At 66.6% G+C, this 14,617-nt stretch carries 14 protein-coding genes and 2 pseudogenes; 12 read left to right on the top strand and 4 right to left on the bottom strand.

What is annotated here, in order from left to right:
• Positions 1-71: 71 nt before the first annotated feature.
• The gene (locus G3N61_RS10555; RefSeq protein WP_241017681.1) at positions 72-1,502 is read right to left on the bottom strand and encodes a family 1 glycosylhydrolase; all 1,431 of its coding nucleotides are present in this window, start codon (positions 1,500-1,502) and stop codon (positions 72-74) included.
• Positions 1,503-1,869: 367 nt separating this feature from the next.
• Positions 1,870-2,235 (bottom strand): annotated as a pseudogene (locus tag G3N61_RS10550) (Na+/H+ antiporter); the annotation flags it as partial.
• Between G3N61_RS10550 and G3N61_RS10545 the strand changes: the two are divergent.
• The 9 genes and pseudogenes from G3N61_RS10545 to G3N61_RS10505 all read left to right on the top strand — a co-directional run.
• Positions 2,120-2,377: pseudogene (locus G3N61_RS10545) on the top strand (hypothetical protein); the annotation flags it as partial. The pseudogenes G3N61_RS10550 and G3N61_RS10545 sit on opposite strands and share 116 nt — an antisense overlap.
• A 92-nt stretch (positions 2,378-2,469) precedes the next feature.
• On the top strand, positions 2,470-2,796 hold the full coding sequence (locus G3N61_RS10540; RefSeq protein WP_043188249.1) for a YbaB/EbfC family nucleoid-associated protein: 327 nt from the start codon (positions 2,470-2,472) through the stop codon (positions 2,794-2,796).
• Between the two features lie 31 nt (positions 2,797-2,827).
• Positions 2,828-3,424, top strand: coding sequence for a recombination mediator RecR (gene recR, locus G3N61_RS10535; RefSeq protein WP_006478665.1), 597 nt, complete (start codon positions 2,828-2,830; stop codon positions 3,422-3,424).
• Positions 3,425-3,472: 48 nt separating this feature from the next.
• The gene (locus G3N61_RS10530) at positions 3,473-4,678 is read left to right on the top strand and encodes a CaiB/BaiF CoA-transferase family protein (protein WP_043188252.1); all 1,206 of its coding nucleotides are present in this window, start codon (positions 3,473-3,475) and stop codon (positions 4,676-4,678) included.
• A 222-nt stretch (positions 4,679-4,900) separates the two neighbouring features.
• On the top strand, positions 4,901-5,662 hold the full coding sequence (gene surE, locus G3N61_RS10525; RefSeq protein WP_205822358.1) for a 5'/3'-nucleotidase SurE: 762 nt from the start codon (positions 4,901-4,903) through the stop codon (positions 5,660-5,662).
• Positions 5,659-6,591, top strand: coding sequence for a protein-L-isoaspartate(D-aspartate) O-methyltransferase (locus G3N61_RS10520; protein ID WP_205822357.1), 933 nt, complete (start codon positions 5,659-5,661; stop codon positions 6,589-6,591). Before surE ends, G3N61_RS10520 begins: the two co-directional genes overlap by 4 nt.
• A 5-nt stretch (positions 6,592-6,596) precedes the next feature.
• Positions 6,597-7,484, top strand: coding sequence for a peptidoglycan DD-metalloendopeptidase family protein (locus tag G3N61_RS10515; RefSeq protein ID WP_043188256.1), 888 nt, complete (start codon positions 6,597-6,599; stop codon positions 7,482-7,484).
• Between the two features lie 11 nt (positions 7,485-7,495).
• A complete protein-coding gene (rpoS, locus tag G3N61_RS10510; RefSeq protein ID WP_089450612.1) occupies positions 7,496-8,584 on the top strand; it encodes an RNA polymerase sigma factor RpoS in 1,089 nt (362 codons plus the stop codon).
• A 3-nt stretch (positions 8,585-8,587) separates the two neighbouring features.
• Positions 8,588-9,364 (top strand): 3'-5' exonuclease, encoded by a 777-nt coding sequence (locus G3N61_RS10505; RefSeq protein ID WP_205822356.1) that lies wholly within the window; start codon positions 8,588-8,590, stop codon positions 9,362-9,364.
• Between the two features lie 33 nt (positions 9,365-9,397).
• Here G3N61_RS10505 and G3N61_RS10500 read toward each other — a convergent pair whose 3' ends face one another.
• Positions 9,398-10,252: an endonuclease/exonuclease/phosphatase family protein gene (locus G3N61_RS10500; RefSeq protein ID WP_205822355.1), complete on the bottom strand. Its 855-nt coding sequence runs from the start codon at positions 10,250-10,252 to the stop codon at positions 9,398-9,400.
• A 219-nt stretch (positions 10,253-10,471) separates the two neighbouring features.
• Here G3N61_RS10500 and rlmD point away from each other — a divergent pair, with 219 nt between their 5' ends.
• Positions 10,472-11,869 carry a 23S rRNA (uracil(1939)-C(5))-methyltransferase RlmD gene (gene rlmD / locus G3N61_RS10495; protein ID WP_205822354.1) on the top strand — a complete coding sequence of 466 codons (1,398 nt, stop codon included), beginning with the start codon at positions 10,472-10,474 and terminating at the stop codon, positions 11,867-11,869.
• Positions 11,870-11,934: 65 nt separating this feature from the next.
• Here rlmD and G3N61_RS10490 read toward each other — a convergent pair whose 3' ends face one another.
• Positions 11,935-12,633 carry a Bax inhibitor-1/YccA family protein gene (locus G3N61_RS10490; protein WP_006761414.1) on the bottom strand — a complete coding sequence of 233 codons (699 nt, stop codon included), beginning with the start codon at positions 12,631-12,633 and terminating at the stop codon, positions 11,935-11,937.
• A 249-nt stretch (positions 12,634-12,882) separates the two neighbouring features.
• Here G3N61_RS10490 and ndk point away from each other — a divergent pair, with 249 nt between their 5' ends.
• Together ndk and rlmN are read left to right on the top strand one after the other, a co-directional pair.
• Positions 12,883-13,308, top strand: coding sequence for a nucleoside-diphosphate kinase (gene ndk, locus G3N61_RS10485; protein ID WP_011352265.1), 426 nt, complete (start codon positions 12,883-12,885; stop codon positions 13,306-13,308).
• Positions 13,309-13,363: 55 nt separating this feature from the next.
• The gene (gene rlmN, locus G3N61_RS10480; protein WP_043188276.1) at positions 13,364-14,503 is read left to right on the top strand and encodes a 23S rRNA (adenine(2503)-C(2))-methyltransferase RlmN; all 1,140 of its coding nucleotides are present in this window, start codon (positions 13,364-13,366) and stop codon (positions 14,501-14,503) included.
• Positions 14,504-14,617 lie beyond the last annotated feature (114 nt).

The raw sequence follows: 14,617 nt of genomic DNA, 5'->3' as shown, positions 1-14,617 counted from the left end.
CCTGCGCGGCGGCCGACGCGGCGCCGCCGGCAGTTCGGCGCAGGCACGCCGGTCACGTCCGCGTGCGTCGCTTATGCGACGCGATTGCCGGCGATGCACCGCGAGTAGTACGCGAGGCTGCGCTTCGGCGAGCGCGCCTGCGTCGTCGGGTCGACGTGGATCAGCCCGAATTTTTTCGCGAAGCCGCTGCTCCATTCCCAACTGTCCAGCCCGGCCCAGCAGAACAGCCCGCCGAGGCGCACGCCCTGCCGATACGCGTCGTGCGCGGCGTTCAGGTAGCTGGCGAGGTAGTCGATGCGCGGACCGTCGTCGACGATGCCGCCGCTCGGCGCAGGCTCGGCGATCGCGAAGCCCGTCTCGGTGACGACGATGCGCGGCGCGCCATAGTCGCGATGGACGCGCAGCAGCATCTCGCTCATCCCGTACGGTTCGACCGGATACCCCATCGTCTGGATTTCGTTCGGCGGGCTGTCGGCCAGCGCGAAACCCGCGCTGCTTGCGTCGGCCTTCACATAGAAGCAGTTGTAATACTGCACGCCGAGAAAATCCGGGTTCGCGGCGATCGTCGCCATGTCGCCCGGCTGGACGAGCGGCGCCAGCGCCGACTGCAGCTCCGCCGGATATCCTTTACCGTACAGCGGGTCGAGAAACGCGCGATGCCAGATCGCGTCGAACCGGGTGGCGGCAGCCTGGTCGGCGGCCGCGTTTGTCGCCGCATGCACGGGCCGCCCGCTGATTGTGGTGCCGATCTGCGCGGTGCCCGGCACGTTCGCGCGCACGGCCTGGAACATCAGCCCCTGCGCGAGGTTCTGATGGTGGATCGCGGCGAACATCGCCTCCATCGAGTGCGCGCGCGGCGGCGATGCGCCGAAGCCGTAGCCGGCGAGCGCGACGCCGTTCGGTTCGTTCAGCATCATCCAGTGCTTGACGCGGTCGCCGAGCCGGCGCGACACGATATGCGCGTAGTCGGCCAGCCGGTATGCGATGTCGCGGTCGCGGAAATCCCCGGCCCAGACCGGGATGTCCCAGTGAAAGAGCGTCAGGTACGGCGTGAGCCGCCGCTCGAGCATCGCGTCGACCATGCGGTCGTAGGTGGCAAGGCCCGCGTCGCTCGCCGCGCCGGCGCTGTCCGGCTGCACGCGCGGCCATGCGGTCGAGAAGCGGAACGCCTGGACGCCCGCGTTCGCCAGTAGCGCGAGATCGCCCGGATAGCGCTGCTCGAATTCGATGCAGCGCGCGTTCGTGGAGCCGTCCGCGATCGTGCCGGGCTGGTCGGCGAACACATCCCAGTTGCTTCGTCCACGGCCATCGCGGCTTTCGACTTGCGGTGCAGCGGTCGCGACGCCCCAGACGAAGCCGTCGGCGAAGTGTTCGGACGATTCGACCGAATCGCCGCCGCAGGCGGCGAGCATGCCGCTGCCGAGCACGGCGGCACCCTGCGTCAGGAAGCGGCGGCGGCTTGGGTGCGGGAGGGAGGTCAGCGGGTTTCGATGGTTGGGCATGAGGAGGTCGGACCGGTTCGCCGGCTGGCACCTGGCGGCGCTTTTAATCAGGATTACGATGCAAAATGAGCCGGAAGCCGGCCTGGCCATGCATCACGGGTGACGGCGCGCGAGGTGCGCTCCTGGTCGCGCGAGATGAACCGCGCGACGCATCCGTCGGCAAGCGGTGATCTTGACAGTGCGGTGTGTAAGTTTTTTTAAATGAGCAGACAAATCGGGCGGGCCGTGCGCGGCCGGCTGCCGGATGTCGAGAGTGGAAAAGCGGTGAGGCACCGCTCGCGCGGCGCAACATGCCGCCGGGCGAAGGTCGCGGACACGCGCTTTTCGTATGGCCGGGGCGCCGCCTGCCGCCGCCCCGAACATCGGATCAGAGAATGCCTTTCTTGCGAGTCGACAGCGCGGTCTCCGACAGGTCGATCTCGCGGAGCAGCTTCGTCAGCGTTTCGTCGGAAATCTTGCTGTCGCTGCGCAGCCGGTACAGCGCGGAGCGTTCCGCGCGTACGGCGGCGATCCGCATCTGCAGTTCCATCGTTTCGGCCTGCTTCGCTTCCGCGCGCGGCGTGGGGCCGTCCTCGGCGAGCGTCGCGAGGCGGCGGCGGTACTGGTCCATCACGCGTGCGGAGATATCCGCGCAGCGCGCGGCGCCCGATTCGTCGAGATCGGTCGAGATCGCGTCGTGCGATGAGTCGATCGCGCGGATCGCGGCCTGCGCGGCGGCCGCGCGCGCGGCGCGCCAGCGCGAGGCCGAGCAGGAGATTCACGGCGATCCGTTCGTCCAGCAACTCGTGCGCGAATTCGGCGCGCGCATCGTCGAGGGTTCGGTGCGCCCGCTCGCCGACGCGGCGCCGGACGGCCCGCCGCCGACGCTGCATTGAACTGACCGCCCCGCGACAGGCACAATCACGCCCACACATTGGCCGGCACGCGCCGCGTGCCGGTTTTCACACGATCAAGAAGGAGTATTCCCATGTTGAAAGGCAACCTCGCCGGACTGATGAAGCAAGCGCAGCAAATGCAGGAAAACATGAAGAAGATGCAGGAGCAGCTTGCGCTGATCGAAGTCGAAGGGCAGTCGGGCGCCGGCCTCGTCAAGGTGACGATGACGTGCCGCAACGAAGTGCGTCGCGTGTCGATCGACCCGAGCCTGCTCGCGGACGACAAGGACATGCTCGAGGATCTCGTCGCGGCTGCGGTCAACGACGCCGTGCGCAAGGCCGAAGCGACGTCGCAGGAAAAGATGAGCGGCATGACGTCGGGCCTGCCGCTGCCCCCGGGCTTCAAGCTGCCGTTCTGAGCGCAGCGTCCGTGCCACTTTTTGCTGCCGTATGAAACAGCCGTCCGCCCTGTCCGCTCTCGTCGAAGCGTTGCGCGTGCTGCCCGGCGTCGGGCCGAAATCCGCCCAGCGCATGGCGGTCCACCTGATGCAGCACGATCGGGAGGGCGCGGAGCGGCTCGGCCGGTCGCTGCTGTTCGCAACCGAGCACCTGCAGCACTGCGAGAAGTGCAACACGTTCACCGAAGCGCAGATCTGCGAGGTCTGCAGCGACGAAGAGCGTGATCCGACGCTGCTGTGCGTCGTCGAGACGCCTGCCGACCAGATCATGCTCGAGCAGACGATGACTTACCGCGGGCTGTATTTCGTGCTGATGGGCCGGCTGAGCCCGCTCGACGGAATCGGCCCGAAGGAAATCCATTTCGACCGTCTCGTGCGGCGCGCGTCCGACGGCGTCGTCAAGGAAGTCGTGCTCGCGACCAACTTCACGAACGAGGGCGAAGCCACCGCGCACTACCTCGGCCAGACGCTGAAGGCGCGCGGGCTCGCGGTCACGCGCCTCGCGCGCGGCGTGCCGGTGGGCGGCGAGCTCGAATATGTCGACGCGGGCACCATCGCCCGCGCGATGCTCGACCGTCGCACGATGTAAGCCGGGCGCCGCCGGCCGGCGGCGCCGTTCCTCATGCCAGGGAGACACATGAGCACCAGCCAGGGCCCGCTCGCGGGCGTCAAAGTGCTCGAATTCGGCACGCTGATCGCGGGACCGTTCGCGTCGCGGCTGTTTGCCGAATTCGGCGCGGAAGTGATCAAGATCGAGGATCCGAACGGCGGCGACCCGCTGCGCAAGTGGCGCAAGCTGCACCCGGAGCAGGGCGGCACGTCGCTGTGGTGGTCCGTCCAGGCACGCAACAAGAAATCGGTCACGCTCAACCTGAAGGCCGATGCCGGCAAGGCGATCGCGCGGCAGCTCGCGCGCGAGGCCGACATCGTGATCGAGAACTTCCGCCCGGGCCTGCTCGAAAAGCTCGGGCTCGGCTACGACGTGCTGTCGGCCGACAACCCGGGTCTCGTGATGGTGCGCCTGTCCGGCTACGGGCAGACGGGCCCGTACCGCGACCGGCCCGGCTTCGGCGCGATCGCCGAATCGATGGGCGGGCTGCGCCACATCACCGGGTATCCCGACCTGCCGCCGCCGCGCATCGGCATCTCGATCGGCGACTCGATCGCCGCGCTGCACGGCGTGATCGGCGCGCTGATGGCATTGCATCACCGCAAGGTCAACGGCGGTGCGGGGCAGGTGGTCGACGTTGCACTGTATGAAGCCGTCTTCAACATGATGGAAAGCGTGGTGCCCGAATACGGCGTGTACGGGATGGTGCGCGAGCGCACCGGCGCGTCGCTGCCGGGCATCGTGCCGTCGAATACCTATGCGTGCCGCGACGGCAGCATCGTGATCGGCGGCAACAGCGATCCGATCTTCAAGCGGCTGATGAAGGCGATCGAGCGCGACGACCTCGCCGACGATCCCGCGCTCGCGCAAAACGACGGACGCGTGCCGCGCACGCAGGAGATCGACGACGCGATTGCCGCGTGGCTCGCGCCGCGCACGATCGACGAAGCGCTCGTCGTGCTCAACGCGGCCGATGTGCCGGCCGGGCGCATCTACAGCGCCGCCGACATGTTCACCGATCCGCAGTTCGTCGCGCGGCAGATGATCCAGCGCTTCAAGCTCGCCGACGGCACGGACATTCCGCTGCCGAACATCACGCCGAAGCTGTCGGACACGCCGGGCGAAACGCGCTGGCTCGGGCCGGAACTCGGCGAGCACACGGACGAGGTGCTGCGGGGCCTCGGCTACGATGCGCAAGCGATCGCCGCACTGCGCGACGCGGGTGCAATTTGAGCATCCTCGGGCCTGCCGCTTCACGCCACGTTCCCCGAAGGGGGTATTCCCCGAGGGGGCGCCGTTGGCGGCGGAACACCCGGGGCGGTTCGACGCTTTCCTGAGCGCGCGGAACGCCGCCGCGCAACGCGGCGGCACAGCGTGCGCGGGCACCCGCAACGGTCCATCCGCAGCCGCCGGACTGTCGCTCTCGCGCCATCTTTCCTCGGTTACAATCGCCGGATGCGAATCCTACTCAGCAACGACGACGGCTATCTCGCCCCCGGTCTCGGCGCGCTCAGCGACGCGCTGCAGCCGCTGGCCGAACTCACGGTGATCGCGCCCGAGCAGAATTGCAGCGGCGCGTCGAATTCCCTCACGCTGTCGCGGCCGCTGTCGGTGCAGCGCGCGGCGAGTACGGGTTTCTTCTACGTGAACGGCACGCCGACCGATTCGGTGCACGTCGCGTTGACCGGGATGGCCGACGCCCGGCCGGATCTCGTCGTTTCCGGGATCAACAACGGCCAGAACATGGGCGAAGACACGCTCTATTCGGGGACAGTTGCGGCCGCCACCGAAGGCATCATGTTCGGCGTGCCGGCCATTGCGTTCTCGCTGGCCGACAAGGGCTGGGCTCATCTGGCGGACGCCGCGCGCGTCGCCGCGGAAATCGTCGCGCACTATCTTGCGCATCCGCTGCCGGGCCAGCCGCTGCTGAACGTGAACATTCCGAACCTGCCTTACGACGAACTGAAAGGCTGGAAGGTCACGCGCCTCGGCAAGCGTCATCCGTCGCAGCCGGTGATTCGCCAGACCGACCCGCGCGGCGAACCGATCTACTGGATCGGCGCGGCGGGCGACGCGATGGACGCCAGCGAAGGCACCGATTTCCACGCGGTCGCAAACGGTTTCGTGTCGATCACGCCGTTGCAGCTGGACCTCACGCATACGCAGATGCTTCCCGCGACGCGCGAATGGGCGCGCGCCGGAGGGCGGGCTTCATGAGCGGCGAGCGCGCGAAGCGGTTCCCGCTCGCGCTCGAAGATCTCAAGCGAGCGCCACGCAAGTCGGAAGGTCGGGCCGGCGAACGCCATGCGGCGGTCGCGGTATCGAAGGCCGCCGACAAGCCCGCCGCCGCGCTGAAACCGGTTGCGGTGAAGCCTGCTGCGGCGCGCACGGCGTTGCCCGGCTCCGCGGCTGCGAAGCCCGCGACCGCGCCGAAGCCGACCGTGCTGAAGCCTGCGATGCCGAAGCCGGCCGCACCGAGCGTCGCGCCGGCCGGCGCGTTCGCGCTCACGTCGGAACGTGTGCGCGAACGGATGGTCGAACGGTTGCGCGCGAACGGCGTGACCGACGCGCGCGTGCTGGAAGCGATGGCGGCAGTGCCGCGTCACCTGTTCGTGGATCCCGGGCTTGCGACGCAGGCCTACGAGGATTCGGCGCTGCCGATCGGCCATCAGCAGACCATTTCAAAGCCGTCGGTTGTCGCGCGCATGATCGAGCTCGCGATGGCCGGCCGCACACTCGAGCGCGTCCTCGAGATCGGCACGGGCTGCGGCTACCAGGCCGCCGTGCTGAGCCACGTGGCATGCGACGTGTATTCGATTGAACGCATCAAGCCGCTCTACGAGCGCGCGAAGCTGAACCTGCGGCCGCTGCGCGTGCCGAACATCCGTCTGCACTACGGCGACGGGCGTGTCGGCCTGCCGTCCGCGGCCCCGTTCGACGCGATCGTGATCGCGGCGGCGGGGCTCGACGTGCCGCAGGCGCTGCTCGAGCAGCTCGCGATCGGCGGGCGGCTCGTCGCGCCGGTCGGCGCGCAGAGCGGGCAGCACCAGGTGCTCACGCTCGTCGAGCGCGTCGCGCACGCGCAATGGAGAGAGTCACGGCTTGATCGCGTTTTCTTTGTCCCTTTAAAATCCGGAGTAATTTGAAACCGATGAGTATGTTGCGCGCGATGCAAAACAACCGTTCCAGGGAACCGCTCACGCTCGCCCAGCGCGCGATCTGCGTAGCTGCGTTCTCCACGCTACTGGCCGCCTGTGCGACGCGGCTCGACAACGCGCCCGTCGTCGATCGCTCCGGTTCGCTCGGCACGACCGGCACCGCGCAGCCCGCGGCGCCGCTTCCCCCTGCGCCACCGGGTTACTACCGGGTGAAGCCGGGCGACACGCTGTACCGGATCGCACTCGAAAACGGGCAGAACTATCGCGACATCGCCGCATGGAACAACCTGGCGAACCCGAATCAGATTGAAGTCGACCAGCTGCTGCGCGTTTCGCCGCAGGCCGGTGCCGCCGTTGCGGGCACGCAGGTCGCCGCGCCGATCGCCGGCGCAGCCGTTGCGACCGCGCCGCTCAGCAGCGGCCCGGCAACGCCGTCCGCCGGCACGTCGTCCTCGGTTGCGCCGCCGCCTGCCGCGGCCGCCGCATCGAGCGATACGGCCGCCGCGCCGAGCGGCCCCGTGACGTTCGCGTGGCCCGCGCGCGGTCCCGTGCTGAACGGTTTCGACGACGCGAAGAACAAGGGCGTCAATATCGGCGGTACGGCCGGCGAGACCGTGAAGGCGGCGGCCGACGGCCGCGTCGTCTACTCCGGCAATGGCCTGCGCGGCTACGGCAACCTCATTATCATCAAGCACGATGCAACTTACCTCACGGCGTATGCACACAATCGCGCTTTGATGGTAAAAGAGGGGGACGCGGTAACGAAGGGGCAGAAGATCGCCGAGATGGGGAATAGCGATTCCGACCGCGTGATGCTGCATTTCGAGGTTCGCCGGCAGGGTAAACCTGTCGATCCGCTGAAGTATTTGCCGCCTCAATAACCGAGACGACCATGCCGAAATCGAAGCGCCACGAGCCGCAAGCCGAGTCTGAGAAGATCAGTCGTGCCACGCAAGCGTCGGTGGGGCGAGCTGGTGCTTCGACGGACGACGAAGACGACGTCGCGGACAACGAGCGTGACCTCGAGGCACGCGACGCCGACGCGGACGGTGGTGACGATGAGCGCGAAGGCCGCCCGGAGGCGGCGCCCGACGTCGACGATTTCCGCACGATGCTGCAGGCCGAGCTCACGGCCGACACGATCCAGCATTACCTGAACCGCATCAGCGTGAAGCCGCTGCTCACCGTCGAGGAGGAGCAGCGCTATTCGCGTCTGGCCAAGGCCGGCGAATTCGAGGCGCGGCAGGTGATGATCGAGCGCAACCTGCGCCTCGTCGTCAGCATCGCGAAGGGGTATCTGAACCGTGGCGTGCCGCTGCTCGACCTGATCGAGGAAGGCAACCTCGGCCTGATGCACGCGATCGAAAAATTCGACCCGACGCGCGGCTTTCGTTTTTCGACCTACGCGACGTGGTGGATCCGGCAGAGCATCGAGCGGGCGATCATGAACCAGGCCCGCACGGTGCGCCTGCCCGTGCACGTGATCCGCGAGCTGAACCAGGTGTTGCGCGCGAAGCGCCACCTCGAAAAGAATTCGATGTCGACGGGCGAGGCGGCCGAGCGCCGCGAAGCCAGCATCGACGACATCGCCTATCTCACCGGCAAGACCGCCGAGGAAGTCACCGATATCCTCGCGCTCAACGAGCACACGGCGTCGCTCGACGCGCCGCTCGACCTCGATCCTGCGAGCAGTCTGCTCGACCTGCTGCCCGACGACCAGAGCCAGTCGCCCGACGCCGAGGTGCAACACCGCGAGCTCGAGACGCTGACGCGCGCGTGGCTGTCGCGGCTGTCCGACAAGCATCGCCATGTGATCGAGCGCCGCTTCGGCCTGAACCACATCGAACCGGCGACGCTCGAGGAGCTGGCCGACGAGATGGGGCTCACGCGCGAGCGCGTGCGCCAGATCCAGCAGGAAGCGCTGGTGCGCCTCAAGCGGTTTTTTGCCTCCAACGGCGTGCGCAAGGACGCCGTTCTGTAACTGATGACTCCGATTCTTGTTTTTGACATCGAGACGATTCCCGATGTCGACGGCATTCGCCGTCTGGAAGACCTGCCTGCGACGCTCGACGATGCCGCAGTGGCCGAACATGCATTCGCAGCCCGTCGCGAGAAGACTGGCAGCGATTTCCTGCCGCACCACCTGCAGCGTATCGCAGCGATATCGTGCGTGTTCCGCGACAACAACGGTTTTCGCGTGCGCTCGCTCGGCACGATGCAGGACAACGAGGCGGCGCTGATCCAGTCGTTCTACCGCGTGATCGAGAAATACACGCCGCAGCTCGTGTCGTGGAACGGCGGCGGCTTCGATCTGCCGGTGCTCCATTACCGCGCGCTCGTGCACGGCATCCCCGCGTCCCGCTACTGGGATCTCGGCGAAGACGATCGCGAATTCAAGTGGAACAACTACATCTCGCGCTACCACTCGCGGCATACCGACCTGATGGATGTGCTCGCGATGTATCAGGCACGTGCAAACGCGCCGCTCGACGCGCTCGCGAAGATGTGCGGCTTTCCGGGCAAGCTCGGGATGGACGGCAGCCAGGTGTGGCCGGCGTTCCAGAACGGGCAGATCGAGGAAATCCGCAATTATTGCGAAACCGACGTCGTCAATACCTACCTGCTGTATTGCCGGTTCCAGTTGATGCGCGGCGGTCTCACGCCGAGCGAATACGCGGATGAAATCCTGCTCGTGAAGAACTCGCTTGCACAGGAGCCTGCGTCGCACTGGGCCGAATACCTGGCCGGCTTCGACGCGTAGCGCGGGCGGGGCGCGCCGCGGCCGGCGTCTTGATCAATCGAGTTCGAGCAGCACCGGCTGGTGATCCGACGCGCGCACATCGCCGTCGATCTCGCAGCGCGTGACGCGCGGCAGTAGCGTATCGGTCACGAACACGAAGTCGCACGCGAGCGGCCCCTCCGACCATTGCACCGTATCGTAGACGCCCGCCGTCGGCGGTGGCGTGCGGCCGGGGTGCCGGGCGACCCATGCGTCGACGAAACGCGGCGCGTCTGCGATCGGCTCCAGGAAGCGGCAATAGGCTTCGCTGCCGAATGCGCTGTTGAAATCGCCGCAGACGATCGCATCGCACGGCTGGCTGGTCGCGCTGAATGGCCCCTCGGCGGTTTCGGCGGGCGCCGGTCGTGCCGCGTGCGCGCAGGCCTCGCGATGCCGGCCGCGCAGTGCGTCGACCTGAGCGAGCCGCTGGCGCGCCGAATAATATTCCAGATGCGTGGTGACCACCCGCAGCGGCCCGAATGGTGCCTGCAACTCGACGTCGAGCGCGACGCGCGGCATCGACGGCGCGTCGGCGTCGGCCGGCCACGGCAGCAACTGGCGGAGCACACGCCCGACCGGGAGCCGGGTCGCGATCGCGTTGCCGAACTGGCGGCGCGGTGCACCGGCTTCGATGGGCGGCAGGTCGGCGCCGATCGCTTCGACGATCGTATGGCCGGGCAACAGCGCTGCGAGTTCGGCGAACTGGTCGTTGCCGGGCCGGCCGGGCAGTGCGCCGAAGCCGCGCGTGACTTCCTGCAGGCATAGCACGTCGAAGTCGCCGAGCCCGCGGATTGCCGCGACGGTGCGCGAAAGATCGACGACGCCGGCCGCGTCCCGACCCCATTGGATGTTCCAGTCGATCAGTCGCATGGTCGAATCTCCTGTCGGATGGATTGCGGGCGAGGGCGGGGCCTGACCGGCTCCGCGGTCGCCCCGGCCGAGGGGGCTTCCGGGCCGCCTGTGTGGCCGCTCCCGCGCAATGCCGGGGCGCCTATGCTTAAGTATCGACGCTTGCCTCATGCAAAGCGGGCGATGCGGGCCTTCGTCGTCTACAATCTCGCCTTCTTCAACGTTTGTCAGGAAAAGCTGGTGTCCGAAGCCGTCCCCACTTCTGCGCGCAAATCAAGAAATGCGCCCGTCGCGCCCGGGCCCGCCCCGGTTCTCGAGATCGAATCGCTCGACATGGAAGCGCGCGGTGTCGGCCGCACGATCACCGAGGACGGCGAGCCGGGCAAGGTCATCTTCGTCGAGGGGGCGCTGCCGGGCGAGCGCGTGACCTATTCGAGCTTCCGCCGCAAGCCGAGCTACGAGCAGGCGACGGTTGTCGACATTCTGCGCCCGAGCGTGATGCGCACGCAGCCGAAGTGCACGTTCTTCGGCACCTGCGGCGGCTGTTCGATGCAGCATCTCGACATGCGCGCGCAGGTGGCGGTCAAGCAGCGCGTGCTCGAAGACAACCTGTGGCACCTGGCAAAGCTGCGCGCGGAAACGATGTTCGCGCCGATCCACGGCCCGTCGTGGGGCTATCGCTACCGTGCACGCCTGACCGTGCGCAACGTCGCGAAGAAGGGCGGCGTGCTGGTCGGATTCCACGAGAAGAAGAGCAGCTACGTTGCCGACATGACGAGCTGCGAAGTGCTGCCGCCGCATGTGTCGGCGATGCTCGTGCCGCTGCGCCGGCTCGTCGAAGGGCTGTCGATCCGCGATCGGATGCCGCAGATCGAGCTCGCGGTCGGCTCCGAAGTCACGGCGCTCGTGCTGCGCGTGCTGGAGCCGATCAACGCGGACGACGAGGCGCTGCTGCGCGCGTTCGCGGACGAGCACAAGGTGCAGTTCTGGCTGCAGCCGAAGGGCCCCGATACGGTGGCGCCGTTCTATCCGCTCGACGTGTCGCTCGACTACGCGCTGCCGGAATTCGGTATCCGCATGCCGTTCAAGCCGACCGATTTCACGCAGGTCAACCATCAGATCAACCGCGTGCTGGTGGGCCGTGCGCTGCGCCTGCTCGCGCCGTCGCGCGACGACCGCGTGCTCGACCTGTTCTGCGGGATCGGCAACTTCACGCTGCCGCTCGCGCGGCTGTCGCGCGAAGTGATGGGCATCGAGGGCAGCGACACGCTGACGACGCGCGCGCTGGCGAATGCGCGCGAGAACGGTGTCGACGGCCACACGACGTTCGCGTGCCGGAACCTGTTCGAAGTGACGGGCGACGACATGCGTGCGCTCGGCGCATTCGACAAGTTCCTGATCGACCCGCCGCGCGAAGGCGCGCTCGCGGTGTCGAAGGCGCTGGCCGAGATCGCGCAGAGCGGTGAGGGCCCGCTGCCGAAGCGGATCGTCTATGTGTCGTGCAACCCGTCGACGCTGGCGCGCGACGCGGGCCTGCTCGTGCACGAGGCAGGCTACCGCCTGAAGGGCGCCGGTGTCGTGAACATGTTCCCGAATACGTCGCACGTCGAATCGATCGCGCTGTTCGAGCGCGACTGAACGCCGGGCGGCGGACGAAAAAAAACCGGCCCGCGGGCCGGTTTTTTCATGTTGCGTGGCGAACGTCAGTTGCGGTTGCCGCCGAAGATGCCGAGCAGCGCAAGCAGGTTCGTGAACACGTTGTACAGGTCGAGGTAGATCGCGAGCGTGGCCGAGATGTAGTTCGTCTCGCCGCCGTTCACGACGCGCTGGACGTCGAACAGCATGTACGCGGAGAAGATCGCGATCGCGAGTACCGACACGGTGAGCATTAGCGCCGGGAGTTGCAGGAAGATGTTCGCGACCGAGGCGAGCAGGATCACGATCACGCCCATGAACAGCCACTTGCCGAGCCCCGAGAAGTCGCGCTTGCTGACGGTGGCGATCGTCGCCATCGCGGCGAAGATGATGCCGGTGCCGCCGAACGCGAGCATGATCAGCGACGGGCCGTTCGAGAAGCCGAGGATGAAGCTCAGCAGCCGCGACAGCATCAGGCCCATGAAGAACGTGAAGCCGAGCAGCACGAACACGCCGGCTGCGCTGTTTTTCGTCCGCTCGATCGCGAACATGAAGCCGAACGCGATCGCGAAGAACGCGAGCAGGCTCATCATCGGGCTCGTGGCCGCGAACAGCGAGAAGCCCGTCGCGACGCCGACCCAGGCGCCCAGCACGGTCGGCACCATCGACAGCGCGAGCAGCCAGTACGTGTTCCGCAGCACGCGGTTGCGAACCTCGGCGGTGCTGACGGAACCGCCGCGGCCGAAATTGTACGGATAGTCGTTCATGGTTTCTCCTAACATTGAACGCATGGGCGTCCGGGGCCGGTTCGGCGCGCGCGGTGTGCGGCGCAGCAAACCGGAGCAGCTATGGCTAAGATACGTTCCGTGCCGGGAGGTTTCAATGGCCGGGCGGCACAAAACATATGGATTCTGAACCTTTCATGCGTGTAAGGGTTCAATCGCAATGATACACGGGATCGTGCTACAATAGCGGATTCATTTGAACCTGTAACTTCTTAATTTTTTGGAGTTTTTATGGCAATCGAGCGCACCCTGTCGATCATCAAGCCGGATGCGGTGGCAAAGAACGTGATCGGCCAGATCTACAGCCGTTTCGAAGGCGCCGGCCTGAAGATCGTCGCATCGCGCATGGCACACCTGTCGCGTGCTGACGCAGAGAAGTTCTACGCGGTTCACGCAGCGCGTCCGTTCTTCAAGGACCTCGTCGATTTCATGATCTCGGGCCCGGTGATGATCCAGGTTCTGGAAGGTGAAGGCGCGATCCTGAAGAATCGCGACCTGATGGGCGCGACGGATCCGAAGAAGGCAGAAAAGGGCACGATCCGCGCCGACTTCGCCGACAGCATCGACGCGAACGCCGTTCACGGCTCGGACGCTGCTGAAACGGCAGCGGTCGAAGTCGCGTTCTTCTTCCCGGAAATGAACGTTTACTCGCGCTAAGCCCTGGCTGGCAGCAAGTAGGCAGGATTCAGCGCACGCGGCAAGGCAGCACATCATGACGAGCGAAACTTCCGTCAATCTTCTCGACTTCGATGCCGAGGGTCTTGTCGCGTACTGCGGCAGCCTCGGCGAGAAGCCGTTCCGCGCCAAGCAGTTGCAGCGCTGGATCCATCAGTACAACGCTGGCGATTTCGACGGCATGACCGATCTCGCGAAGTCCTTGAGAGAAAAACTCAAGGGCCGCGCGTCGATCGGCATGCCCGAGATCGCCAGCGATCACGTTTCCGCCGACGGCACGCGCAAGTGGCTGATCGACGTCGGAAACGGCAATGCGGTCGAAACCGTGTTCATCCCGGAAGAGACGCGCGGCACGCTGTGCGTGTCGTCGCAGGCCGGGTGTGCGGTCAACTGCCGCTTCTGTTCGACGGGCAAGCAGGGCTTTTCCCGCAATCTGTCGACAGCCGAAATCATCGGCCAGCTACGGATGGCCGAATTTGCGTTGCGAGCGTCGCTGGGCCGCGCGCCCGGCCCGAACGGCAAGGCCGAACGGGTCGTCACCAACGTGGTGATGATGGGCATGGGCGAGCCGCTGCTGAATTACAGCGCGGTCGTGCCGGCGATGCGGCTGATGCTCGACGACAACGCGTACGGCCTGTCGCGCCGCCGCGTCACGCTGTCGACGTCCGGCGTGGTGCCGATGATGGATCGGCTCGGCGCCGAGTTGCCGGTCGCGCTGGCCGTTTCGCTGCACGCGCCGAACGATGCGCTGCGCGACGAGCTGGTGCCGCTCAACAAGAAGTATCCGCTGCGCGAGCTCATGGCGGCTTGCCAGCGTTATCTGAAAGTCGCCCCGCGCGACTTCATTACTTTCGAATACTGCATGCTGGACGGCGTCAACGACACCGAAGCGCATGCGCGCGAACTGCTGGCCGTCACGCGCGACGTGCCGTGCAAGTTCAATCTGATCCCGTTCAATCCGTTTCCGGAATCGGGCCTCATCCGCTCGAAGCCGGAGCAGATCAAGCGTTTTGCACAGGTTCTCCTCGACGCGGGTGTCGTCACGACCGTGCGCAAGACGCGCGGCGACGATATCGATGCCGCGTGCGGCCAGCTGGCCGGCGCAGTGAAGGACCGCACGCGCCTCGCGGAACGAACGGGTGTGGCAGGAAAAATCATCGAAGTTCGGTCGGTTTGACATGGACGCCTGGCCGGGGATGCCAGGACCTTTGGGCGGTACAACACGCGAATAGCGATCGGTCGCGGCGCCTCGGCGTCGCGCATGGTATGGACAGTTGCGGGTGCTGCCGGC

The sequence above is a fragment of the Burkholderia sp. Ac-20349 genome (genome assembly GCF_017104865.1).
GTDB lineage: Bacteria > Pseudomonadota > Gammaproteobacteria > Burkholderiales > Burkholderiaceae > Burkholderia > Burkholderia aenigmatica.
This window is presented reverse-complemented; position numbering and strand designations above follow the sequence as displayed.